Source organism: Gulosibacter molinativorax, from assembly GCF_003010915.2.
GTDB classification, from domain to species: domain Bacteria; phylum Actinomycetota; class Actinomycetes; order Actinomycetales; family Microbacteriaceae; genus Gulosibacter; species Gulosibacter molinativorax.
This window is the reverse complement of sequence record NZ_CP028426.1, coordinates 2,254,146-2,277,811: the sequence shown is the minus strand read 5'-3', so window position 1 is coordinate 2,277,811 and position 23,666 is coordinate 2,254,146. Positions and strand designations below refer to the sequence as shown.

Annotated in this window: 22 protein-coding genes and 2 pseudogenes; 13 read left to right on the top strand and 11 right to left on the bottom strand. The window is 64.8% G+C overall.

The genetic code is table 11. The features are described from left to right. Window positions 1-54 precede the first annotated feature (54 nt). Window positions 55-2,605, bottom strand: a pseudogene (gene mobF / locus GMOLON4_RS10525) (MobF family relaxase); the annotation flags it as partial. Window positions 2,606-2,834: 229 nt separating this feature from the next. Here mobF and GMOLON4_RS10520 point away from each other — a divergent pair. Next, entirely contained in the window at window positions 2,835-3,083 is a 249-nt protein-coding gene (locus GMOLON4_RS10520) for a DNA cytosine methyltransferase (RefSeq protein ID WP_322745117.1), read from the top strand. A gap of 105 nt (window positions 3,084-3,188) precedes the next feature. Continuing rightward, window positions 3,189-3,636, top strand: a pseudogene (locus GMOLON4_RS10515) (integrase core domain-containing protein); the annotation flags it as partial. Here the strand turns inward: GMOLON4_RS10515 and GMOLON4_RS10510 are convergent. The 3 genes from GMOLON4_RS10510 to GMOLON4_RS10500 all read right to left on the bottom strand — a co-directional run bounded on the left by GMOLON4_RS10510 (window position 3,633) and on the right by GMOLON4_RS10500 (window position 6,085). Then, window positions 3,633-4,547: a cation diffusion facilitator family transporter gene (locus GMOLON4_RS10510; RefSeq protein WP_026937754.1), complete on the bottom strand. Its 915-nt coding sequence runs from the start codon at window positions 4,545-4,547 to the stop codon at window positions 3,633-3,635. The pseudogene GMOLON4_RS10515 and the gene GMOLON4_RS10510 sit on opposite strands and share 4 nt — an antisense overlap. Window positions 4,548-4,814: 267 nt before the next feature. After that, window positions 4,815-5,736, bottom strand: a protein-coding gene (locus GMOLON4_RS10505; protein ID WP_407648558.1) for an IS5 family transposase whose coding sequence is annotated in 2 segments (ribosomal slippage) — window positions 4,815-5,391 and window positions 5,390-5,736 — 924 coding nt in all. Because the reading frame shifts where the segments join, the coding sequence is not laid out codon by codon here. Window positions 5,737-5,794: 58 nt separating this feature from the next. Beyond that, window positions 5,795-6,085 carry a YciI family protein gene (locus tag GMOLON4_RS10500; protein WP_051266452.1) on the bottom strand — a complete coding sequence of 97 codons (291 nt, stop codon included), beginning with the start codon at window positions 6,083-6,085 and terminating at the stop codon, window positions 5,795-5,797. A gap of 207 nt (window positions 6,086-6,292) precedes the next feature. Here GMOLON4_RS10500 and ald point away from each other — a divergent pair, with 207 nt between their 5' ends. Continuing rightward, the gene (gene ald / locus GMOLON4_RS10495; protein WP_026936344.1) at window positions 6,293-7,399 is read left to right on the top strand and encodes an alanine dehydrogenase; all 1,107 of its coding nucleotides are present in this window, start codon (window positions 6,293-6,295) and stop codon (window positions 7,397-7,399) included. Here ald and GMOLON4_RS10490 read toward each other — a convergent pair. Together GMOLON4_RS10490 and GMOLON4_RS10485 are read right to left on the bottom strand one after the other, a co-directional pair. Next, complete coding sequence (locus tag GMOLON4_RS10490) at window positions 7,380-8,588, bottom strand: MFS transporter (protein WP_146137464.1); 1,209 nt, start codon at window positions 8,586-8,588, stop codon at window positions 7,380-7,382. The genes ald and GMOLON4_RS10490 overlap by 20 nt on opposite strands. 108 nt (window positions 8,589-8,696) lie before the next feature. Continuing rightward, window positions 8,697-9,089 carry an META domain-containing protein gene (locus GMOLON4_RS10485; protein ID WP_051266456.1) on the bottom strand — a complete coding sequence of 131 codons (393 nt, stop codon included), beginning with the start codon at window positions 9,087-9,089 and terminating at the stop codon, window positions 8,697-8,699. Window positions 9,090-9,457: 368 nt separating this feature from the next. Here GMOLON4_RS10485 and GMOLON4_RS10480 point away from each other — a divergent pair, with 368 nt between their 5' ends. From GMOLON4_RS10480 to GMOLON4_RS10450, 7 genes are all read left to right on the top strand, one after another. Next, window positions 9,458-10,627 (top strand): ABC transporter substrate-binding protein, encoded by a 1,170-nt coding sequence (locus tag GMOLON4_RS10480; protein ID WP_245575384.1) that lies wholly within the window; start codon window positions 9,458-9,460, stop codon window positions 10,625-10,627. Between the two features lie 80 nt (window positions 10,628-10,707). Beyond that, the gene (locus tag GMOLON4_RS10475) at window positions 10,708-11,151 is read left to right on the top strand and encodes an ABC transporter permease subunit (RefSeq protein WP_051266458.1); all 444 of its coding nucleotides are present in this window, start codon (window positions 10,708-10,710) and stop codon (window positions 11,149-11,151) included. A 94-nt stretch (window positions 11,152-11,245) separates the two neighbouring features. Further along, window positions 11,246-11,605 carry a Cd(II)/Pb(II)-sensing metalloregulatory transcriptional regulator CmtR gene (gene cmtR, locus GMOLON4_RS10470; RefSeq protein WP_026936347.1) on the top strand — a complete coding sequence of 120 codons (360 nt, stop codon included), beginning with the start codon at window positions 11,246-11,248 and terminating at the stop codon, window positions 11,603-11,605. Beyond that, on the top strand, window positions 11,602-13,518 hold the full coding sequence (locus GMOLON4_RS10465) for a heavy metal translocating P-type ATPase (protein ID WP_028707591.1): 1,917 nt from the start codon (window positions 11,602-11,604) through the stop codon (window positions 13,516-13,518). The genes cmtR and GMOLON4_RS10465 overlap by 4 nt, the downstream gene beginning before the upstream one ends. After that, entirely contained in the window at window positions 13,518-14,126 is a 609-nt protein-coding gene (locus GMOLON4_RS10460) for a cadmium resistance transporter (protein WP_026936349.1), read from the top strand. The genes GMOLON4_RS10465 and GMOLON4_RS10460 overlap by 1 nt, the downstream gene beginning before the upstream one ends. After that, the gene (locus GMOLON4_RS10455; RefSeq protein WP_026936350.1) at window positions 14,123-14,647 is read left to right on the top strand and encodes a signal peptidase II; all 525 of its coding nucleotides are present in this window, start codon (window positions 14,123-14,125) and stop codon (window positions 14,645-14,647) included. The genes GMOLON4_RS10460 and GMOLON4_RS10455 overlap by 4 nt, the downstream gene beginning before the upstream one ends. A 10-nt stretch (window positions 14,648-14,657) precedes the next feature. Then, window positions 14,658-14,969 (top strand): thioredoxin domain-containing protein, encoded by a 312-nt coding sequence (locus GMOLON4_RS10450; protein WP_026936351.1) that lies wholly within the window; start codon window positions 14,658-14,660, stop codon window positions 14,967-14,969. 7 nt (window positions 14,970-14,976) lie between these two features. Here GMOLON4_RS10450 and GMOLON4_RS10445 read toward each other — a convergent pair whose 3' ends face one another. The 3 genes from GMOLON4_RS10445 to GMOLON4_RS10435 all read right to left on the bottom strand — a co-directional run bounded on the left by GMOLON4_RS10445 (window position 14,977) and on the right by GMOLON4_RS10435 (window position 18,387). Continuing rightward, a complete protein-coding gene (locus GMOLON4_RS10445) occupies window positions 14,977-16,260 on the bottom strand; it encodes a hypothetical protein (protein WP_229660029.1) in 1,284 nt (427 codons plus the stop codon). A gap of 683 nt (window positions 16,261-16,943) precedes the next feature. Further along, window positions 16,944-17,279: a helix-turn-helix domain-containing protein gene (locus GMOLON4_RS10440; RefSeq protein WP_026936353.1), complete on the bottom strand. Its 336-nt coding sequence runs from the start codon at window positions 17,277-17,279 to the stop codon at window positions 16,944-16,946. Then, window positions 17,269-18,387, bottom strand: a complete 1,119-nt coding sequence (locus GMOLON4_RS10435) for a tyrosine-type recombinase/integrase (RefSeq protein WP_026936354.1) — start codon at window positions 18,385-18,387, stop codon at window positions 17,269-17,271. Before GMOLON4_RS10435 ends, GMOLON4_RS10440 begins: the two co-directional genes overlap by 11 nt. 149 nt (window positions 18,388-18,536) lie before the next feature. Here GMOLON4_RS10435 and GMOLON4_RS10430 point away from each other — a divergent pair, with 149 nt between their 5' ends. Genes GMOLON4_RS10430 through GMOLON4_RS10420 form a run of 3 tightly spaced genes read left to right on the top strand, consistent with a single transcriptional unit; the run spans window position 18,537 to window position 21,395 of the window. After that, window positions 18,537-18,986 carry an ABC transporter permease subunit gene (locus GMOLON4_RS10430; protein WP_051266460.1) on the top strand — a complete coding sequence of 150 codons (450 nt, stop codon included), beginning with the start codon at window positions 18,537-18,539 and terminating at the stop codon, window positions 18,984-18,986. Further along, window positions 18,973-20,709 (top strand): branched-chain amino acid ABC transporter ATP-binding protein/permease, encoded by a 1,737-nt coding sequence (locus tag GMOLON4_RS10425; RefSeq protein WP_026936355.1) that lies wholly within the window; start codon window positions 18,973-18,975, stop codon window positions 20,707-20,709. Before GMOLON4_RS10430 ends, GMOLON4_RS10425 begins: the two co-directional genes overlap by 14 nt. Continuing rightward, window positions 20,706-21,395 (top strand): ABC transporter ATP-binding protein, encoded by a 690-nt coding sequence (locus tag GMOLON4_RS10420; RefSeq protein WP_026936356.1) that lies wholly within the window; start codon window positions 20,706-20,708, stop codon window positions 21,393-21,395. Before GMOLON4_RS10425 ends, GMOLON4_RS10420 begins: the two co-directional genes overlap by 4 nt. Before the next feature lie 145 nt (window positions 21,396-21,540). Here the strand turns inward: GMOLON4_RS10420 and GMOLON4_RS10415 are convergent, their stop codons facing one another. Next, a complete protein-coding gene (locus GMOLON4_RS10415; protein WP_051266463.1) occupies window positions 21,541-22,482 on the bottom strand; it encodes an AraC-like ligand-binding domain-containing protein in 942 nt (313 codons plus the stop codon). Between the two features lie 272 nt (window positions 22,483-22,754). Continuing rightward, on the bottom strand, window positions 22,755-23,639 hold the full coding sequence (locus GMOLON4_RS10410; protein ID WP_026936357.1) for a LysR family transcriptional regulator: 885 nt from the start codon (window positions 23,637-23,639) through the stop codon (window positions 22,755-22,757). Window positions 23,640-23,666 lie beyond the last annotated feature (27 nt).

The following is a 23,666-nucleotide window of genomic DNA, read 5'->3' as shown; positions in this document are numbered from 1 at the left end:
GGCCCCACCTTCCTACTCGTGTGAGAGGTAGGTGCGTTTACAGAACCTCGGCTAGCCGAGTTCGACGTGCTCTGCGACGTAGTCGGCTGGCAGAAGAACACTTGTCGCCCACGAGCTTCCAGCCTTTCGAACAAGCATCGATCCATCGCGTCGAGCATCGACGACCTTCCAGCGATCTCCATTGCGCACCCAACCGCGCCCTGCCAGTAGGCGGCGGTCATTACGACGAGTGATGACTATATCTCCGGATGCCGCATGCGTCCCGTCATGCAGTTCGGATTCGCGCGACCCTCGAACGGTGCCATCAAGGATCAGATCGGTGCGTGCTCGGTTGTTGAGTGCGGTCACCGATTCATTGGAGTCTGAGACGAGAACCGTTGCACGCCCCGCGACGAGATCACTGCGCCAGGCGGCATACGCTGAATCGATCATTTCCTCGGTGTCCCCGTCAACGATGCGTTGGTGCTCCTCGTAGGTGTCGATGACGTCGATGTGGCCAAGGCGAAGATCGAGGGACGCACGCTTTTCCCAGTCGTGCGTGAAGCGGTGAACGTCGACAAGTTCCGGCACGTCATCACGCTCGTGCGTGAGCATCCCAAACGCGCCGCCCGCGTCGACTGCCTGGAGCTGTGCGTAGTCCCCAACGAGCAGCACTTTCGCCCCGGCCTCAACGGCAAGCTGGGTGATTCTGTCCAGGGAGAGCGTTCCCGCGAGTGACGCTTCATCAACGATGACGAGCTGGCCAGGATGAAAGTTCTCACCTTCGCGCAGGTGATTCTGCCACCACTTCGCCGTGTTCTCGGTGGTAATCCCGAGATCCCCGGCAAGCACTTGTGCCGCACTCGACGACGGTGCCAGCCCGACGACGGATCCTTGGCCATGTTCCTTTTCCCAAGCCCGGCGTAGCGCGCTCATCGCGGTCGTTTTCCCGGCACCAGCGGGGCCGACGAGCAGATCAACAACACGACCGGAGACAGCGATCTCCGTCAGCGCAGACGCTTGGTCCTCCCCCAGCACCAACCCCTCACGGTCAGGTTTCCACGTCGTCCGTTCGACGGTCTCAAGTGAGACCGTCGGTCCCGTCGTTGCGTGCGAGAGCTGAAGCAGTCTTTCCTCGGCATCGAGCAGCTCTCCAGAAGAGAACACCTTGGAGTTCTTCGGCCGGAACACCGACGACTCATCGCTCCGGCGAAAAACAGCGGGGCTGGATGCCAGTTCGGGCGGTGTGAGTTGAATCGACACAGCCTCGGCAGCATCGACAACCATGCCGATGATCGCTTCACGATCACGCGTGCTGGCAAACCGGTACCCCATCGTTTGGCGGGCAGCTTCAGCAGTGAGATTCCACCGGCGCCATGTCGAACGCTTTTCCCCGACTGTGGCTACGACGTTCACCCCCAGCCCACGGACTACGTCAAGGGGCAGATCATCGGCGCGTAGAAGCAGCGGAGCTTCGTTCGCCGTAACCTCCCGTGCCCAACTGGTTGCATCGACACCAAGAATCTTGCCCGCCCGCTGCCTCCACTGAGCGGTGAGTTCAGCAAGGGAATGGATCTCCTTCTCTGGTCTTGTGGCGAGCGTTGCCTGGGCACGCAGTTTGATGATCGTTGCGTTGGAGGGTCGTCTGCCGTGCTTCGCCACGTACCCAACGATGAGACGGTCCTTCTCGTCGTTAATGTGCCGCGAACGTGACGAGAACTCGGTGACGAGTTGTTCCGGTACCTTCGCGATGGCCCATGCCGCATTGCGGTCCCGTCCGCGCTCACGCGTTTCCCACTCAACCCCGAAGAGTCGCGTGAGGTGATCAGCGAACACTGCTTCATGTAACTCCGAGAGCGCCACGGTCGCAGCATGAAGCGGGCGGCCGTCCAGGCTTCGCCATTTGTTGTCGAGCAAGGTCTGAACCTTGTTGCTGATAACGACGTGCGTGTGCAGATGAGGATCGCCCGAGCGTGAGTCGTAGTGGTCGTACGCAGTTGCGATCAATCCGCGCACATCGACCTGTGCAACGGCACCGTCCCCGGAGGTTGCACCGGCGCGAGTAGCTGCAACCTCGCGTTCCATGAATGCAACCACCTCTGCAACCGCCGTATGGTGTGCGTTGACGATAAGTGATTGTGTTCCCGCGTCAGCGACGGCCCACATCGCAGAGGCAGACTTCGGGATGGAGACGGTGAAGTCGTATCCGGCTACTGCTCGCCGTGTGCCGCGCTCAGATTCTTCGGCTTCGATCGCCGCGACCGCTCGACCCCGAGCGATCGCCCCCAGGTCGGTATCAAGCGCGCTTACGCGCTGTTTAATGCGTTCGGCCACCGACTTGTAAGCCGGGTAGGCGCGCCCAAGCGGATCACCTGTGAGAGGATCACGACCCATGCCAATCAGCAGCTGGAGCTGCGCTTCGGCGACTTCATCGCCATCATGCAGCTGACCGCCCCCCGAGTGCGGCGAGCCCACCGCCCATCCATCGCCCCGGCGGCGTGCCGTCTGCATCGTAATACCTCGTCAACGGAGTCGAAAGATCTCGGTCGCCGTCTCCCGCAGCCACCGTGCGGAGCAGATACTTGTAGCCATCACCCGCTGACATCACCCGCATCGACACAGTCACTGCAGTTCACCTTCCCTCTCCGTCAAGGAGGAGGTGAACACGCAGGATCGGTGGCCTCAGAATTCACACGGAAGTGGTCGCGACCTCGATCTGCAAGACGCGTGGGGAGAAATTAAGGCGGCGAGGCTCGAGCGTCAAGCCCAAGGAGGGGCCGGGCACTGGGTGGTGGGTGCACCTGTCAGGTGAACAATCCAGCGCGTAGTAAAACGAGCGCGACTGGGAGCACTGAATGGCAGGAGCCCGGATGCGACACTCACCCAAGGAATTGAGCATGATAGAGCCGTTAAGGATCGGTTCATTGTTCTCTGGCTATGGAGGTCTTGATCTCGCTATCGAGCACGAGTTCGGAGGTCGCACGGTTTGGTTTTCCGAAATCAACAATCCCGTCGCCCAGGTCTTTGAACATCACTGGCCTGACGCCCCAAACCTCGGAGACATCACGGACCGCGCGCAGCACCCGAGTTCGTGGGATGGCTGATGGGTCTTGAACTTGGCTGGGTGACCGACCTCGTACACGTTTTGACAGCGAATCAGCAACTCACCGCACTCGGAAATGGTGTGCTTCCGTTGCAAGCTCTAAGTGCCCGTGATCGGCTACCACTTCCTGCACACCGCGATTGATGACCACTCACGGCTGGCATTCACGGAGATCCCCACCGACGAGAAGAAGGAGACCGCAGCCGGGTTCTAGGCCCGCGCGAACGCGTACTTCACCTCGGTCGGGATCGCCGTTGAGCGGGTCCTGACTCACAACGGCTCCTGCTACCGATCCGGGATGTTCCGCGACGCCCTCGGCACCATCGTGCACAAGCGAACTCGGCCCTACCGGCCGCAGACCAACGGCAAAGTCGAGCGATTCCACCGCACCCTCGGACGAGTGGGCCTACGCCCGACGCTACGACACCAACCGGAAGCGCCTGGACGCGTTCGGCCCATGGCTCCACGACTACAATCACCACAGACGCCACACCGCACTCGGCGGCAAACTCCCAGCGGCCGGCGTCACCAACCTCTCAGGTCGGTACACCTAGGGCTGTCTGGTGATGTCAATGCTCGTGGCGACTTCGGCCGGGCAGGTTCGCTCGATCTGCAGCGTGGAGAAGTAGATGTCGAACCGATCGGTGAGCAGCTCGGACGCCTGTTCCAGCACGTCCTCATGCTGGGACGGGTTGGCCACGTGCAGGTGCGCGGAGAAGACGGTGCGCCCCGAGGTAATGGTCCACGCGTGCACGTGATGGACGTCCTCAACCCCATTGATCTCTCCCAGGGCCGCAATCGCTACCGGCAGGTCAAGGTGTTCCGGGGTGCCTTGCAGCAAGATCCTCAGGGCTGATCGGATGATGGTCCACGACGCCCACAGCAGCACCACGCCGAAGACCATGCCAAGCAGCGGGTCGATCGCGACGAAGCCTGTCAGCTGGATCACCAGCGCGGAGATGATGATTATTATGCTGCCGACGAAGGTCTGCAGGATGTGCCAGAACGCGCCCTTGATGTTCAGGTTCGTCTTCTGCCGCTGGTAGAGCAGCCGGAACGCGATGAGCTCGGTGACAATGCCACCGGCAGCCACCCCATACATCACCGTGGTGGGCAGTTCGATCGGGTCGGCCAGCCGCATCGCTCCCATGTAGAACACATAAGCGGCCATCAGGGTGAGGAAGAGTCCGTTGAACAGAGCCCCGATGATCTCTGCGCGGGCCCACCCGAACGTCTCCTTCGCTGTGGCGGGGCGCTGGCTCAGACGCTGGGCGACCAGGGCGATCATCACCCCACCGACAGCCGAAAACGTATGGAAGGCATCGGAGATCACCGCGACCGACCCGGACCACAGCCCGATGACCAACTCGATGACGAAATACACTCCCGTCAGCCATCCCGAGATGTACAGCGCTCGGCTGTCTCCTCCAGTGGGGAGGTGCGTACTGTGACTGGCTTGGCTCATGGCATAATCCTAAGCCCGGATCCACCGATGCGGTTTCGAGGCCGCTTATTTCTTGGGTGTGAGGGCATCTATAGTTTTGGGACGTGTTGGACTCTCAGGCTCCGCACATCCTGTTCGTTCCACTGCTGTAAATCGTTGCGCCCGGTCGGGCTGGATGGTCAAGAAACGGTGAAGCCCGGCGGCGAGTTCGCGTGGGTGAGCCGTGCCGCCCATTCTTTCGCCCAGAGCCAATGCTCGGGCAGGTGAAGCTTGAGTTTCCTCGCTGATCTAGGGCATGTCTCCCAATAGTGTTGCCCAGGTGAGGACGGCGTGGAGGACGGCACCGGCTCGGTAAGTGATGGCGAGTTTGTCGTAGCGGGTGGCGATGCCGCGCCATTGCTTAACAAGGGCGAAGGAGCGCTCGACGACGTTGCGATCCTTGTACGCGCCTGCGTCGAAGCTCGGTGGACGTCCACCCTTGTGTCCTTTGCATTTGCGGGCCGCGATCTCGTTGCTCTTCTCCGGGATCACCGCAGGAATCCCGCGGGCGCGGAGCATGCGCCGGTTCACGCCGCTGCCGTAGGCCTTGTCAGCCAGCACCGCGTCCGGTCGGGTGCGCGGTCTGCCGCCACCGACCCTGGGGACGCGGATATCGTCCAGGACTTGTTCGAGCATCGCGCCATCGTTGCGCTGCCCGCCAGTGACAACGATCGCCAGCGGCAGTCCGTGACCGTCGACCGCGTGGTGGATCTTGGTCGTCAGCCCGCCGCGGGAACGGCCGATGCCGTGACCGGCGGGCTCGATCTCATCAAACGGCAGATTCTTGTAATTCGACAATGCCCCCTGTGTCCTGGTCGGGGCGCGTGGTGTTCGTGGCGTGCTGATGCGCCCGCGCGATTGTCGCGTCCACGGACACGTCCCAATCGATCAGGCCTGCAGCGTCAGCCTGCGCGAGGAGGGCTTGCAGCACGCGATCCCAGGTGCCGTCGCTGGCATAGCGGCGGTGTCGCTTCCAGATCGTCTGCCACGGGCCGAACTCCTCCCGAGGGATATCTCGCCACGGAGTCGAGGTTCGGAACCGGTAAATCATTCCGTCCACGACACGACGATCATCACCAAACGGATGACCACGCCGTCCCTCATTCGATGGGAGTAACGGCGCGATCAGCGCCCATTGCCTATCAGTTAGTCGACGAGAACGAGAACCCACAACAGATGCCACGAGTCCACAATTGCGGATCAATCACGAACCATATGGGAGACACGCCCTAGCTCGCGCTCGGGTTGCTGAACGATTGGCGGAAGGCGTACGACTCGACTCGCTCCCAGACGCCGTGCTTGATAAGCGGTTCTTGCGCGAGGTAGGCGTCGAAGGCCTCCTGGGAGGGGAACTCAAAGTGCATCGATGAGCCCGCGGGGTTGCCGTCTTCGTCGAGGAACGCGCCTGCGCTCAGCACGATGCCGTCGAGGTTGTTGAGTACGTCGATGTGCTCCGGGCGGTGCTCGGCGCGGAGCTTGCCGCCATCCTTGACGTCATAACCGATGACTACAAACTGCATAGGTGTTCCTTTCGGGATGCCCGGCCTGCGTCCTTCGCGAGCCTGCCGCTACCTTCCCACAGATCGGTCGCGCGATGCGGATTCGGGCTGTGGTGAGTACACCTGGTGACGGGTTTGTTGCGGGGCGATTGCTGAAGAGCTATCCGCTGGTCACACATACATTCGCAAGCCGAAACGCGCACACTGGCAGAGAGAGCGAGGGCGACAATGCGTATTTCGGTGGTCAAAGAAATCAAGCCGCAGGAGACCCGTGTCGGGCTGACTCCCGCGGGCGTCACCGATCTCGTGCAGCACGGGCACGAAGTCTTCGTCGAGCGCGGGGCGGGTGATGCATCGGCGTACTCGGACGCGGATTACGTCGCTGCGGGCGCCAGACTCGTCGACCAAGACACGGCGTGGGCCAACGCCGAGCTGCTGCTCAAAGTCAAGGAACCCATCGCATCCGAATATCGCTTCCTACGCCCAGACCTCACGATCTTTGCGTATTTGCACCTCGCGGCGAACCGGCCGCTGACGGAGGCCCTCGTCGAGGCGGGCACCTTTGCGATCGGGTACGAGACGGTGCAGGACGACACGGGTTTGCCGCTGCTCACGCCGATGAGCGAGATTGCGGGTCGGCTCGCGGCGCACGCGGCCGCAACCTACCTCATGAGCCAGTTCGGCGGTCCGGGGCTCCTGCTCGGCGGCGCACCCGGCGTCGCGCCGGCGCGGGTGCTGATCATCGGCGGGGGAGCGGTCGGCACGAACGCGGCCTTCCTTGCCCGCGGCATGGGCGCCGAGGTGACCGTCCTCGACACGTCGGCGAAGCGCATCCGCCAGCTGGATGCGATGTTCGAGGGCCGTGTGCGCGTGCTGATGTCGGACCCGCACGTGCTCGAGGATGAGTTACGGCAGGCGGATGTTGTGGTCGGCGCGGTGCTCGTGCCAGGGCGTGCGGCGCCCAAGGTAGTGCGGCGTGAGCACCTCGGGCTGCTGCGGCCGGATGCGCTGCTGATCGACGTCGCGATCGACCAGGGAGGCGCCTTTGAGACCTCGCGGCCGACGACGTACGAAGATCCGATCGTCGTCATTGACGGCCTGCGGCACTACTGCGTCGCAAACATGCCAAGCGCGGTGCCGCACACCTCGACCCGCGCGCTCACGAGCGTCACGCTTGCCTATGTTCGCGAGATGGCCGATCGCGGCGTGGCTGCGGCGGTCGCGGCGGATGCGTCGCTCGCTGCGGGCGTGAACGTGCGCGACGGCGCGATCGTCTACCCGGGCGTCGCCGAGGCGTTCCCCGACCTGCCGAGCGCTACGCTTCGCGCGGGCTGATCGTGCGATTTTGACCGGCAATGAACCCAGCGGCGGCGAGCAGCACGAACACCCCGACGAATGACCAGAGCACCGTCGCCCAACTGCCCGTGACATCAAACAGCCCGCCCACGAAGACCGGCCCGATCGCCGCGATGATGTAACCGATCGACTGCGCCATGCCCGAGAGTGTCGCCGCCTCGTGGGTGGATCCCGCGCGTTCGCCGATGAGGGCGAGTGCGACACCGAGCAGCGGTGTGGATAGGAAGCCGAGCAACGGAGTCCAAATCGGGAAAAGTTCCGGCCACAAGAGCATCGCGAGGAACAGCAGCATGCCCGCGACCGCGATGCCGACCGCGACGATGCGGTGGTCGGGCACTCGCTGCATCACCGCCGCGATGATGAGGGAGCCGAAGATGCCGAGCACTTGACCGACGGAGAGGTGCACGTTTGCTTGCGCCTCGGTGAAGCCGCTCGCGACTTCGATCGACGGCGCCCACGTCATGAACGAATAGAACATGAGCGACTGCAACCCCATGAAGGCGGTCACGGCCCAGGCGAGCGGCGAGCGCCAGACGCGAGCCGATGAGTGCTTATCGACGTCGACCGGCACCGGCGCCGAGGAACCTGCGGTCCGGCGCTCGCGAGCGTAGCGGGCAGCTTGCATCCCGATCGCGAGCAGCACCACCGGCAGCGAGGTCGTGAGCGCGATGCGCCAGTTGCCGCCGACGGCGATCGTCAGCGGCGTCACCAGCGCGATCGAGATCGCGGCGGTTGCGGCCATCGCGGATGCGTAGATCCCGGTGATCAGCGGCAGTCGCGTGGGGAAATCGCGCTTCACAAACGCGGGCGCGAGCACGTTCAGGATGCCGATCGAAAGACCGATCACCGCGGTGCCAAGCCAAAGAGCCCACGCATCCGGCAACAGCCGCGTCGCGAGGCCCAGAGCGAGTGCGACGAGCGCCAGCAGCGCCGCGAGGTCGAAGCCCAACACGCGAACCGGCTTATTCACGACCAGCGCGACGAGGCCGAACATGAGGATTGGTAGCGAGCCCAGCAGCCCCAGACTTGCCCCCGAGAGCTGTAGGTCATCGCCGATACGCTGCGCTGCCGGGCCGAACGCGACGATGGCCGCGCGCAACGTAGCCGCGAGCACGACGACGTTGAGTAACGCGCCCCAGTTCATCGGGGTACGGGATGCGGCAGTCACGGAGTTGGCTCCTGGGTAGGCGAGTTCTGGGCCGGGTTTGGCCGTGGTGCCTGGGCACAAAGACGCTCCGAGACGAGACCCGGAGCATCCTAAAACCGCAGACTATCGCTAGTTGCGCTCAAGCGTGCCAATCTCGACGCCGGCTGCGTTGAACACGTGGAGGCGATTCTCGAGGATGATGGCGGAATCCAGCCCGGACAGCCAAGTGTTGACCCAGTCACAGTACATCTCGGTCGAGACGACCTCTTCGAAGTGGATACGACCCGACGCATCCTGCGACCAGCTGCCCGAGAGCCGGTTGCAGCCGTCAGTCCCGCTCACCTTATTCTCCTGGAAGGAGAGGTTGGGGGAGTCAGTCACCTCGGAGCCCCAGAACCCGATGGGCGACGGTGCTCCGGTCGTGGACGACCCGGAGCACGACACCAGAACAAAGATCGCGGCAAGGGCGGCTGCGCACGCGGCGAGTGTTCGGCGAAACTTCTCGCCCGGTGAGTGCGACATTGCAATCTCCCATGCTCGTCTGCCGTTTTGCTCATCCTAGGTGGGAGTCGGTTCCGTAAATCGTGGGATTGCGTGCAGTATTTCGCCTGATTACGGCGCATTCGGGTCCAGATCGGCAAATAGGTGGATGAGGTTCAACAATTAGGTGGATGCGGTTGCGCCGGTTTCCAATGTCTGTGCCCTGGTGGTCAACCGGAGCGCGCCGCGATGTCGTTCCATTGGGTCATCCAGTCGATCCCCGGCGTCGAGGCCGTGGAACTCGAGCAGACCAGACAAGGCCGTCACCTGCGGACGCACTCGCGTGCATCCGAGCGGCCGCACGAAGGAGTGCAAATGCGAAACAAAAGACCCTGCTGAAGGGAATTGTCGTGGCTGCGGCCGGGGCCCTGGTCCTGTCTGGCTGCGCGGGTGGCGGCGGCAGTGGCGCATCCACTGCCGATGGCGAGCCGATCGTCGTGTCCTCGGTCAACGCGCTCAGCGGTGCAGGCACATTCCCGGAGGCGTCCGAGGCGGCGCAGGCCGTCTTCGACGACTACAACGCAAACGGCGGCTTGGACGGCCGACCGATTGAGTACAACATCTTTGACGATAAGGGCGACCCTGCGACCGCGAGCCAGGTGGCTCGTGAAGCGGTCGAGAACGGCTCGGTCGCTCTCGTCGGCGGCGCAAGCGCGCTCGACTGTGAGGTCAACCATGCCTACTACGAAGAGAATGACATCCTCTCCGTGCAGGGCACCGGCGTTGACCCCTACTGCTTCTCGACGCCCAACATCTCGCCGACCAATGCCGGCCCTTACATCGACACCGAGCTGAGCCTCACGTACGGTTCCGAGGTCCTCGGCCTTGAGAAGATCTGCGGCTTGCTCGCCATCGAGGGTTCGACGCGCGATGCCTACCAGGAAGCCATCGACAACTGGTCGGCGGCAACCGGCAACGAGCTCGCGATGCTCGACGACACACTGACCTATGCGACGGCTGACTACACCCCGTACGTCGTTCAGATTAAGGAAGCGGGCTGCGACGCCGTTTACGGCAACATGATCGAGCCCGGCATCGTCGGCCTCCTCAACGCATCCGAGGCACAGGGCCTCGACGTGAGCTTCCTCCTGCTCACCTCGGGCTACTCGGAACAGCTCGCATCCCAGGTCACCTACACCGGCCAGGGCATCTATACCGCCGCTGAGTTCGCGCCCTACACCGACGAGTCGGTTTCCGGCAATGAAGACTGGGCAGCGCTCATGGACGAGCACGGCATCAACAAGACCGCGTTCGCACAGGGCGGCTACCTCGCAGCGATGCACTTCATCGAGGTGATTGAAGGCATCGACGGCGACATCACTCGCGAGTCGGTCAACGAGGCCCTGCGCGGCATGACCGAGCCCATCGAATCGACGATGACGGGTACCCCGTGGATCTTCGGTCCGGGCGACTCACACGGTTCGAACACCGCTGGCTGGCCGATCGGCATCCTTCCGGGAGAGACCACCTGGAGCGCCGTCGCGGACGACTGGATTTTCGCATCCAACACCGCTGAGTAGCGGACGCGGCAACACCGGTGGCTAGGCCAGCCCCGCGCTGGCCTAGCCACAACTCCCTTTACTCAACGAAAGGACGACTCGTGCTTCAAGGAGCGATAGCTGGCCTCGCAATTGGCGGGGTATACGCGATTATCGCCGTGTCGATGACGCTCATGGCGCAGCTCGTGCGTGTGATCAACTTCTCACAGGCAGCGATCGGGATGTTCGGGGCATTCGTCGCGGCATATCTCGCGAGCGAGCGGGTTCCGGTGCCGTTGGCGCTGCTCATTGGCCTCGTGGTTGGTATCGCGGTGTCGGTGTTGATCGGGATGATCCTGGCCAGATGGCTGCCCGAGTCCTCGATCAGCGCGCGCTCAGCCGTGACCGTCGCATCCCTCCTGCTGCTGATCTCGATGTCATACATACTCTTCGGCACGCGGCCCATGAACTTCCGCGCGGTCGTCTCGGGCACGGCGTTCGAAGTCGGCGGCGTCGTCATCAGTCAGGTCACCGTGATCATTACTGGTAGCACCGATTGTTGCTGAGTCGCGTATTCATCAGATGTCGACTGCTGTTTCGCCTTGTGGCGGAGGCTGATGCATCCGGCGATTGATCAGCCTGTGCTGTATAGTTCAGTGCATGCTGACTATTGCTTCTCGACTCGACGTCATGAACCGGCTCGGCCGGGCCATGGCGGATCCGACGCGTTCCCGAATCCTGATGACCCTGCTCGAGGGACCGAGCTACCCGGCGGTGCTCTCGCGTGAGCTGGAGCTGACTCGCTCGAACGTGTCGAACCACCTCACCTGCCTGCGCGACTGCGGCATCGTGGTCGCTGAGCCGGAGGGTCGCCAGACTAGGTATGAGATCGCTGATCCGCACCTCGCGGCCGCTCTCATCGCGCTGGTGGATGTGACTCTGGCTGTCGACGAGCACGCTCCGTGCGTGGACTCGTCGTGCACCGTTCCGGGTTGCTGCGGAGCGGGAGCAGACGCGTGAGCGCGGCATGCGGCTGCGAGCACGAGCCGACGACCACGGCAGTCGATGAGAGCGAGGAGAAGGAGCGGCCCTGGTGGAGGGACCGCGGGATCATGGTGCCGGTCTTCTCCGGTGTCGCGTTCCTCGCTGGTCTGATCCTTGAGTGGTCCGGCATGGAGATCCCGGCACTGGTGCTGTTCTGGGTCGGCTTGCTGCTGGGCGCGTCGACGTTCACGCCGGGCGCGATCCGGAAGCTGTTCAAGGGCAAGCTGGGCATCGGGCTGCTGATGACGATCAGCGCGGTCGGCGCAGTCGTCCTCGGCTACGTCGAAGAGGCTGCGGCGCTGGCGTTCCTCTACTCGATCGCAGAGGCGCTGGAGGACAAGGCGATGGACCGCGCCCGCGGCGGGCTGCGAGCGCTGCTGAAGCTGGTCCCCGACACCGCGACCGTGCGCCGCGACGGCGCTTCGGTGGAGATTGCGGCGAAGGACCTCGCGGTCGGGCAGGTCATGGTGGTTCGTCCCGGCGAGCGGATCGCGACCGACGGAGTCGTCCGTGCGGGGCGCTCCAGCCTGGACACCTCGGCGATCACGGGCGAGTCGATCCCGGTCGAGGTCGAGCCCGGCGACGCCGTGTCGGCCGGCGCGATCAACAGCGCCGGTGCGCTGGAGGTCGAGACGACGGCGGCGGGCACCGACAACTCGCTCACGACCATCGTGGAGCTGGTGGAGCAGGCGCAGGCGGAGAAGGGCGAGCGAGCGCGCCTCGCGGACCGGATCGCGCGCCCGCTGGTCCCGGGCGTGCTGGTCCTCGCGGCCCTGGTCGCCCTGGTCGGCTCGCTGTTCGGGGACCCGGAGCTGTGGATCACCCGAGCCCTCGTCGTCCTCGTCGCCGCCTCCCCGTGCGCGCTGGCGATCTCGGTGCCGCTGACGGTGGTCGCGGCGATCGGCGCGGCGAGCAAGTTCGGCGTGATCATCAAGTCCGGCGCGGTGTTCGAGCGCTTCGGCACGGTCCGCCACGTCGCCGTCGACAAGACCGGCACCCTCACCCGCAACGAGCCCGCCGTCACCGCGGTCCTCGCCGCGGACGGCGTGACCGACGCCCAGGCGCTGGCCTGGGCGGCCGCGCTGGAGCAGCACAGCACGCACCCGCTGGCCGCGGCGATCACCGCCGCAGCCCCCGGAGCCCAGGCTGCGGAGGGCGTGACCGAGCAGGCCGGGCACGGCATCGAGGGCAAGATCGACGGGACTCGGATCACCGTCGGCAGCCCCCGCTGGCTCGACGCCGGGGTGCTCGGCGACCAGGTCGCGGGCCTGGAGGAGCAGGGCATGACCGTTGTGATCGTGCACCGCGACGGGGCCCCTGTCGCCGCGATCGGCGTCCGCGACGAGCTGCGTCCCGAGGTCCCCGAAGTGGTGCGGACTCTCGCGGCGCAGGGCGTCGGGGTGACGATGCTCACCGGCGACAACGCCCGCACGGCACGGGCGCTGGCAGCGCAGGCCGGTATCAGCGACGTGCGCGCGGAACTGCGTCCCGAAGACAAAGCGACCGCGATCGGGGAGCTGTCAAAGGCGGGGTCGGTTGCCATGATCGGCGACGGCATCAACGACGCCCCCGCTCTGGCCGCCGCGGACATCGGCATCGCGATGGGCGCGACCGGCTCGGACGCGGCGATCGAGTCCGCCGACGTCGCGTTCACCGGCCACGACCTCCGCCTCATCCCGCGCGCGTTCGACCACGCCCGCCGCGGACGCCGCATCATCAACCAGAACATCGTCCTGTCGCTGCTGATCATCACCGCGCTGCTGCCGCTCGCGCTGTTCGGCGTCCTCGGACTCGCCGCTGTGGTGCTGGTCCACGAGATCGCCGAGGTCGTCGTGATCCTCAACGGACTCCGCGCCGCCCGCACGCGTACCCCACGGCTGGAGAGCTGATGCTTGCGACCATCGGCTCAGCGATCGGCTTGTTTGCTGCGACCAACATCGATGACATCGTCGTGCTGACCGTGCTGTTCCTGGCCTCCAGCCGAGGGAAGCCGCGACCGTGGCAGATCGTCGCAGGCCAGTACCTCGGGTTCATCACCCTCGTCGTGATCAGCGTGATCGCCGCGCTCGGCCTGACCATCGTCCCCGACGAATGGGTGGGCTTCCTCGGCCTGATCCCGCTCGGCATCGGCATCTGGACCCTCGTGCGGGGCCTGCGACGCAACGGTGACGACGATGACGACGACGAGAAGATCACCGCGGTCGGGCTGTGGGGCGTCGCCGGGATCACGATCGCCAACGGGGCCGACAACATCTCCCTCTACACGCCGATCTTCCGCACCAGTTCGCCCGGCGACGTCGTCGTCATGATCGCGGTGTTCCTCGTCCTCGTCGCCGTCTGGTGCGCTGCTGGACGCCTGATCGGAACCCACAAGGCCGTCACCGAAACGCTTGAACGCGTCGAGCACTGGCTCGTACCCGTCGTGTTCATCGGCCTGGGCCTGTTCATCCTGATCGATTCCGGCGTCATCGTCCGCCTCGTCGAGGTCCTCGCATGACCCCGGACGCGGCTGCCGATGCTGAGCTGACGTCGGGAGAGCGGCAGCAGAGGGGGCGTTGGCGGCTCACGGCGGGGGCACTCGCGCTCGGCGGGCTCGTCCTCCTGATCGATCAGGGGACGAAGGCATGGGCGGAGGCCACGCTCACAGTAAGTGAGCGCCTCCCGCTGATCGGCGACCTGCTGGGCCTGCAACTCGCTTACAACCCCGGCGCGGCGTTCTCCTTCGGTGAGGGTTCCACCTGGGTGTTCGCGCTGGTGGCCGTCGCGGCCACCGTCACCGCGATCGTGTTCGCGTTCCGTGTCCGACACCCCGGGTGGGCGATCGTGATCGGCGCGCTTGGCGGGGCCGCCGCCTCCCACGCCGGCGACAGGCTTTTCCGTGCTCCAGGGTTCGCCCAGGGGCACGTCGTGGACTTCCTCGCCTACGGGAACTGGTTCATCGGGAACGTCGCCGACGTCGTGATCGTCACCGCCGCGATCGCCGGAGCGCTTCTGATGATCCGCGGCAACGAGAACTGAGAGGACCATCATGGAGATCATCCTGCAGTATTTCAACGGCTGCCCCAACTGGGAGGTGCTCGACCAGCGGCTCGCTGAAGTAGTCAACGACCGATCCGATGTCAGGGTCATACGTCAGCTGGTCGAGACCCCCGAGGACGCCGTGCGCCTCGGGTTCCACGGCTCCCCAACCGTGCTCGTCGACGGCATCGACCCGTTCGCCGACGAGCGTACCCACGTCGGGCTCGCCTGCCGGATGTTCCGCACGCCAGCTGGGATCGCCGGGTCGCCGACCGTCGAGCAGTTGCGCGAAGCGATTTCCGGCCCGGGCGCTGACGTGTGATGCTCGTTCAGGCGTGGTCGGAACGGAGTGCCGGATAGTCGGACCAGTCACCGCCGGCGAGACGCGACCATGCGGCGGCGGACGAGGTCGTGATGCCGAGGAGATCCGAGACGATCCGGGGATGCATTTGCCGGGTGAGCTCGATGAGCGCTGTGGTGCGTGCGCTTCCCGCGAGCAGGCCTTCGGCGCGAAGACGACGGCTCAGCGGGCCCGGGGTGAGGTGATTGCCTGGGTTCCGGCCGGGGAACAGCCATCCTTCAGGATGGTGCTTCGCGGCGTCGGCGAGATCGCTGATGGCGTCGCCAAGGATCTCGGGGAGCCCGATCGGCTCGGCCCCGACGGTCAGCGTGACGGGCCGCGAGCTCGTATCGATCTGTGTCCGGGTGATCGTGACGATGCGGGTCAGCTGGATGCCGTAGAGCAGTACGAGGAGCCCGGCTGCCCGGGTCTTCGGGTCCATGCCGGCATCCGACAGGAACTTGCGAGCCATCTGCCATCGGTGGTCGGAGGCGTAGCTTCGCCCTTCGAGGCGATGGGCTCGGAACTCGACTCGGAGGGTGCTCATCCGGTGCCGTCGTAGCCAGCGAGTGAATGGTGCCAGCGCGTCACGCTGGCTCGGTGAATCAGTCAGATATGCGTCGAGCCGGCGCTGCGGATAGGTTGCCAGCGTCTCTTGCTGTGACCGAATCTCTCGAAGAAGCGCGGCGCAGTACTTCAGCGCGGCCCGTTGCCTTTGGAAGCCAGCGGCTGGACTCGATGTACTGCGGGGTACCGCTCGGAAAGCCCGGGTGGACCGGAGGAGCTCCCAGGTGCAGTACCGGCGCAGGACCAGCCGGTCCTCGGCATGTTCGATGCCCGCCAACCATCCATCGAGCCAGTGGTCGAAGCGCGTGCCTTCGACATCGATCTCCGGAAGCACTCCTGAGCGGACCAGAAGCGAGAGGAGGAACGCTACCGACTGTCCCGACCGGGCTCGGGTGATGATCGCCTCGGCGGTGAGTGGCAGGGTTCCGTCCGCGATCTCGCGGAGCACCATCGCGCACTTGCTCTTGTGCATCCAGCGTTCGAGCGATGCGGCTTTGCTGTGGTGCGTGAGCAGATAGTCCGCAAGGGGGTGGAGGTCCGCGCGGATCTCTCCCGCGTCGTCGGCGAGCAACTGCTGGATCGCGACGGGCCGGCGGCACTCGACGCAGAGATGATGCTTGCGGATCTCCTCGATCGAGCCACACCCAGGGCAGGCCATCGTCACCGGAGCGCCCGCGCAGTCGGCGCAGACCTTCTGACCGTTCATGAAACCGGTCAAGAACACCCTGCGCCCGCACTCGGGACAGGGCTGCGGTCTACGCATCGCGTAATAGCAGCGTGCGCATACCCGTCGCCCGTCAAGGTGGGAGGCGACCCGGCCAGGTTCTCCGCAGAGACCGCAGGTCTTGATCGGTGCGGTATAACAGGCCAGGCAGACGAGTTCCGGGCGGCGGACGATGATGGTCGCGTGCTGCCTGCACCGCGAGCAGTCACCGAACGATCGAGGGTCGGCTCGCCAGCATTCGCGGCAGAAGCGCTGTCCGTCGATCGTGCGCTGCACGGGTCGGACCCGGCCACAGGAAGCGCAGGAGACGGACCTGGCGTTCCGCTCGCAACGAGAGCAGTGCCGACCACCGCTCGGCGTCTTGTGGGGCATTCTCACCGAGCGGCCGCAGGACTCGCACGTCGGCAGCACTACCCGGTCTGCTCCTTCTTCTACCAGCGCGCGGGCCAGATCCTGGACGGTCACAGGCACATTCGCATGCCGCCCCTCGAGGACCCCAGGCTGCTTGATCAGCGCGAGCTCAAGAAGCCGCTGCGTGAGGGGCACTGGCGCAACCGAATGCACGATCTCAGCGAGACGCTCGGGCAAGATCTCGGGAACGAGGGGACGCACGAGGTCGATAACTTCCGTGACTCTCGGCTGCTGCGGAGGCTTGGCCACCGTGGCTACTTCGTACGCGGACGGCGGATGGTTGCGCGGACAGGACGGAGATCACCGATCGACCCGCGCGTCGCTTCCTCGCCCACGGCCACCGGGGTCGATGCCTCTCGGCGAGCGATTGTCACGAGATCGTCGAGTGAGCACTCCAGCGCATCGCACAACGCCGCCAACACGTCGAGACGCACCCGCTGAGGCGGTTGCGTCACCAGCCGATACACCTGCTCCCTGGACAGGTCGATCCCGCGTTCCTCGAGCAGTGGCTTCAGCTTGGAGGTCTGGAAGATCCCGCGCGAAGCCATCACTCTGCGGAGATTCCATCCGGTGTCGAGCTCAACGGTCATCAGCTTCTCCTTCGATGAGGGCCTTCAGTGCTTCCGCGAGCACCCGGTTCTTGTAGTCCGAACTGACGGAGGCGTAGATCGAGGTCGTCGAGGCGTGCATGTGCCCGACCTGCTCCTGGACGAATCGATCGGCATAGCCGAACTCCAGCAAATGCGTGACGTAGGAATGCCGGAGGCTGTGCAGCGTCAGATCCTTCGACAGGCCAGCCTCGTCCCGCAGCTCCGCGAACCTCCGGTCGAGATACCCGGCGGACAGACGCGTGCGACGCTCGGTCACCCAGAGCGCGTCAAGGTCAACTCCGGGCGCGAAGCGTTCCCGGGCCTGCTCGAGCCATTGCTGCATGCCCGGCACCCACCAGTCGAACTCCGGCACCAGCAGCACCGTCCGCCGCCGCGGCGCACCACCTCCTGCAGCCTTCGCCCACCGCACGTGTATCGCGCCGTAACGCCCCCACTGGCGCATCTTTGCGTTGTGGTGCAGGTCGACGGTGTCGAGCATCACCGCCTCCGTGCGGCGCAACCCGAACGCGTAGACCGTCTTCAGCAGTTGTGCGTCACGCAACGCCCCGAGAGCGCCCTTCCGGCCCGACGCCACGAGCAGCTCGACGCGAGCGTCGGCGGTGTCGAACAGGCGCTCGATCTCGTCGTACGTGAACGGGCGGCGTTTCCCGTCCCCCTCGAACTCAAACCGGTGCGCGACCGTGTTCCACGGCAGACACTCCTGGGACGGGACCTCACCGAACTCCCGGTCGCAGATCTCCATCCAGTCGTACAACGGGTTCGTGAGGTAGTCGCAGAATCCCCGGATGGACCCGTGATTGGCGCGCATCGTCGACAGCGTGCGAGTGCGTCCGCCCGATTCCGCGGTGAACTCATCCACATCGGCGACCGTCCACCTCCACGGGGGCTTGTCCACGAAATCACGGAACCGCGACACCGTCGCCGTCCGATTTCGAATCGTTTGCTCGCGGAGCCCGCGTGACAACTGCTGGTTCCGCCAGCCCTCGATCATCGCGTTGAAGACCTGTTCCTCCGGGTTCGCCAATGCGACGTTCGACGCTGACGTGAGCAGCCGAAGCGCCGCTGGAGAGGCCCCAAAATCTTGCATTAGATGCAACAAAGTATGGGACAGTGCATCACCGTGTCAACTCAGATCCCGGCATCCGCGAGATCACGCTGTTATCGTCGGAGCAGTTGGGTACCGAACCAGACGAATAGGCGTCGTTTGCAAGTGTGAACAGTTGCATTCACTGCAACATGCGATGGTTGGTCGTCCTCGCGCTCATCGTTGCGGGCGGCTCGCAGTTGCTGCTGAAGAGGACGAAGGTCGGGACGCAACTGCGTGCGATTTCGGATCGACCGATCGCCGCCGAGATGCTCGGCATCCCGGTGCGCACACTGACCCTCGGCGTCTGGGCATTCTCGGGCTTCATTGTGACGATCGTGATCATGCTCGTCGCCCCGACCCAGACCGCAGACGCAATCTCGCTGTCGATGGTCGTGATCTCCGCATCCGCGGCTGCGCTCTTGGGTGCCTTCAAGCGACTCGACCTTGCACTTGTCGGTGGATTGCTGCTCGGGATGATCCAGGGCGCGACCGCGCAGTTCCCATCGCTCGTGCTCATTCGCGACTGGATCCCGCTCATTCTCATCGTGATTTTCCTGCTCTGGAACCAACGCAAGGAGGTGTGGGATGAGGCTCGCTAGAAACGTCTTTCCATCTCGCGTCTGGACGCCGTTCGTCTTTGGCCTCGTCGCCATCGCCGTTGGCTGGCTGGTCAGCATCCTGCTGCCGCAGACCATCGTCTTTCTCGCCATCTCTGCCGTCATCGCGACGCTGACGCTGCTCGGCCTCGGCATCGTGACCGGCACCGCGGGCATGATCGTGCTCTCGCAGCTCACATTCGCGGCGGTTGGCGCCTGGATCATGTCGTTCTTCACCATGCACGAAGTGCCGGGCGGCTTCTACCTGTACCTCGTCGTCGCGGCGGTCGCCGCGGGGGTAGTCGGGCTCCTCATCGGCCTGCCGGCGCTGCGCCTGCGCGGCGTGAACCTCGCGGTCGTCACCCTCGGGTTCGCGGCGGCGGCCGACATGACGCTGGGCAAGACGCAATTTCCGGGTGCGGGCCAGCGCGTGCCGCGGCCCGAGCCATTCATGGATGACCGCGCGTTCCTCTTCTTCACGATCATCGTGCTCGTCGTGGTCGCCGTCATCGTGTTCTTTCTGCAGAACAGCCGCCTCGGGTCGAGCTGGCGCTCGGTAGCGTTCTCGGAGCGCGGCACCGCGGCCGCGGGCAGCAATGTCCGTACCGCGAAGCTCAGCGCGTTCGCCGTCTCCGCCGCGATCGCGGGAATCTCGGGCGCCCTCATCGCGGGCCAGGTCGGTGCCCCGTACGCGTCGAGCTTCACAACGATCCAGTCACTCGCGCTGTACGTGCTTTCAATCGTCGCAGGTACCCACCTCGTCGAGATGGCGCTGTTCGGTGGCATCCTGTGGGTGCTCATCCCCGAGCTGCTCAAACGCTGGGGCATCCCGCAGGACTGGGGCTTCGTCGTCTTCGGCGTCCTGGGTATCCAGGCACTTACGACGAACTCGAACCTCGGCCAGGACATCCGCAACGCCATCGCGAGGCGGCGGCGAAAAACCGAGGAGGCGAAGCTCGTGCCGTTCACGGATGAGCAGCTCGCGGAACTCGGGCCGGTCGGGGTTTCGGAGTCGGATAAGTCAGTGCTCGAGGTTGAGGATGTGTCGGTCACCTTCGGCAGCATCAAGGCGCTGCAGAACGTCAACCTCAAGGTAAGCGAGGGGGAGATCGTCGGCCTCATCGGGCCGAACGGCGCGGGCAAGTCGACGCTCGTCGACACCGTGTCGGGCTTCCTCCCGAGCCACGAGGGCACCGTGCGGCTTTCGGGCGAGAACATCAACAAGCTCGCCCCGAACCAGCGCGCGACCGCCGGGCTGCGACGCACGTTCCAGCAGGACCGCGTGCCGCCGACCCTCTCGGTTGGTGACTACATCGAGTTCGTTGCGCAGGGTGCATCCACCCGTGACGAAATTCGGGAGGCACTCGAGTTCTTCGGCTGCCCGAGCCCGCGCACGCGCATCCGCAACGTTGATGTCGGCACGCGCCGCATCATTGAGGTGACCGCGCACCTGCTCGCGAAGCCCAAGCTGCTCGTCCTCGACGAGCCTGCGGCCGGTCTTTCGCACGAGGAGCACATCGCGTTCGGCCAGCGGCTGCAGCGCGTGCCCGAGCGATTCGGTACCGCGATCCTCATCATCGAGCACGACCTCGACCTCGTGCGCACCGTCTGCCAGCGCGTGACAGTGCTCGACTTCGGCGAGCTGCTCGCGGAGGGCGGCGTCGCCGAGGTGCTCGACAACCCCGAGGTCGCGAAGGCATACATGGGAGAGACGGAGCTGCTATGACCGTGTTGAAACTCGAAGACGTCGCGGTTTCGCGCGGCGCGGGGCCCGTGATTTCGGGGGTCTCCCTCGAGGTGGAGTCCGGCTCGGTCACCGCGATCGTGGGGCCGAACGGCGCGGGAAAGACGAGCCTGCTCGAAGCAATCTCAGGCATCGTGCGCCCGACCCACGGCTCGATCACGCTCGATGACCAGGATGTGTCGAAGCTCACCCGCGGCAAGCGCGCGCGGCTCGGCATCGTGCACGTTGAGCAGGGACGAACCATCTTCCCGTCGCTTACCGTGCGCGAGAACCTGAGCCTTACCGCGAAGACGGCGGAAGACTTCGACGAGGTGCTCGCGAAGTTCCCCGAGCTCGAGAAGCGGCTCACCTCGCCGGCCGGGCTCTTGTCGGGTGGCGAGCAGCAGATGGTCGTGCTCGGGCGAGCATTCGCCGCGAAGCCCAAGATCCTGCTCATCGACGAGATGTCGCTCGGCCTCGCGCCGGTCGTGTTCCTGCGGCTCATGCCGATCGTCGAGGAAATTGCGCGCGACGGCGTCGGGGTGCTGCTCGTCGAGCAGTTCGCGAACCTCGCGCTAAAGATCGCGAAGGATGCGGCGGTCGTCACGAGCGGCCACCTCACCTACTCGGGTCCCGCGGATGCGCTGGTCGGCGACCCGGATCGGCTCAAGCAGGCCTACCTCGGCTAGCGCTTGCCGGCCCCGCTTGCCGAGTAGCCCGTAGGGCGTATCGAGGCCCGATGACGGTTCGATACGCCCTACGGGCTACTCACCGGGCGTGAGGGCGACTCCGGGCTAGGGGAGTGCATCCGGGCTACTCACCGGGCGGAGTGGCCTAAGCCTGGTTCTGTCGGCGACGCATCTCCGAAGGTGAGATCCCGAAGTAGTTTCGGAATAACCGACTGAAGTGTGCCGGATCCAGGAAGCCATAGCCCGATGCGATCGTGTTGAGCGGGCGATCGGCGAGCAGAGGATTCACGATGTCGTCGTGACAGTTCTGTAGCCGGCGGGTGCGAATCAGCGTCGATACCGTGGTCTGCTGCTGGGTAAAGAGCGAGTGAAGGCTGCGTACCGAGATGAAGTGGGCCGCGGCGATCTGCGCCGGGTTGAGCCCGGGATCGCCAATATGGTCGTCGATGTACCCGTAGATGGCGTTCAGCAGATGGGCTTCTTCGTCATTCGGCACGATGCGGGTGAGCTCCTCGTCGAAGAGCGTTCCGAGGAGGTCGATCGCAGAGCGCGTCATACGGCGAGTCTGGAAATCGTCGAGGCTGTGCACGTTCTCGGCGAGCGACGAAATGAATGGGCGGATGATGGCGCCAGTTCCGCGCGAACTGCTGAGCTTTCGAGCCGTGAGGTTGGCGATCACGTTGGCAGGGATATCGAGCTGCTCCTTCGGGAACATGATGATCGACATCCGAGCAGGACCGTCGTACGCGAGCGTGTACGGCCGGTTTGTGTCGTAGACCGTCATATCGCCCTGGTTGAGCGCGGTCTCGCGCCCGTCTTGAACGATGAGGGCGCTTCCTTCCTCGACGATCGAAAACTTGAGGAATGCTTGTGGCGACTTCTTCACCAGGCTGTTCGTCCGGTGGACGGCGTGCGTATCCGCGGCGATATCGAGGAGATGAACGTCACGCGAGAACCCCGCACCGAAGCTTCCGCGGAAAGAGTCGGGCTCGGGCGCAGAGACATCGCAGGTGATGATCGAATGCCGAACCGTCGCGCAAAATTCCGCGAATGTCTGGTCGGTGTCTCGATCTGGGTCGGTAGCCATAACGGAACTCCCTCGTACTCGGACGGCTCGTGCGTGCGCTTCAGTGCGCGGTGACGACGGCCAACGTCGTTCAGCTAATTCCAAGGTATCGAGTTGTGTACCCGGTTTCGTTTTTCGGATAGCCGCATGCAGTGTGGGGCAAGGGTGGCGCACTCCTGGTCAAGACCAACACGACCCTCGGCGAGCGGGTCGACCGGTGAGTAGCCGCGAAGCGGCGTGTCGAAGCGCACGACCTCGATATGGCTTCGCCTAATCGGCCAACGGGCGTGGTCCTACTCGCCGTGCCGCGCGAGCATCTCGATGATCGTGCGCACGAGCGGCATTCGCTGTTGGCTCTCGCGCGAGACGGTATAGACGGTGCGCAGTGCATCCTCACCGAGATCGATCAGTCGCACGCCCGAGATCATGTGCTTTGGCGTGAGCTCGGGCATGAAGCCGACCGCAACGCCCGAGCGCACCAGGTTGTGGTGCACGAGCACGTCGAAGGATTCGAACGTGACGCGCGGTTCGAAGCCGGCGTTGCGGCACATCGACTCGGCCCAACTGCGCGCGGGGGCTGCGGGCAGCTCGACGACCCAGTCGAGATCCGCAACATCCTCGAGCCCTCGCACCTCCCGGTCGATGTTCTCGGGGACGGCGAGGAGCATCCTGTCGGTAAAGAGGACCGTCTCGACGATCTCGCCCGAGTGGCGAAACGTCTGCCCCAGGTAGCGTTCGACGATGCCGATGTCGGCGCCGCGCGAGACGACGAGCTCGCGCGCGGCCTCCGAGTCGGCCTGCTGCACCGTGAGCCGGGCGCCGGGATGCTCGACCGTGAGATCGCGCACGAGCGGCGGGATGAGCGCGAGGCAGGCCGTCTCGAACGCGCTGATCGAAACGGATCCGGAGACCTCGTCGGCCGATGCGCTCACGGCCGAGTGGGCGCCCTCCCACTCGCGGAGCACATCCTCGGCGTGGCCGAGCAGCACCTCCCCCTGCGGGGTGAGCCGCACCCGCCGACCGTCGGGCTCGATGAGGGATGCGCCGAAGTCGCGTTCCAGCTGCGCGAGCTGCTGCGACACGGCCGAGGTGCTGTACGCCAGTGACCGCGCGACGGCCGAGATTGTGCCGAGCCTGCCGAGCTCAACGAGCATCTGCAGTCGCTTTATATCGCTCATCGCACCACCCTTTCAAACGTAAAGAAA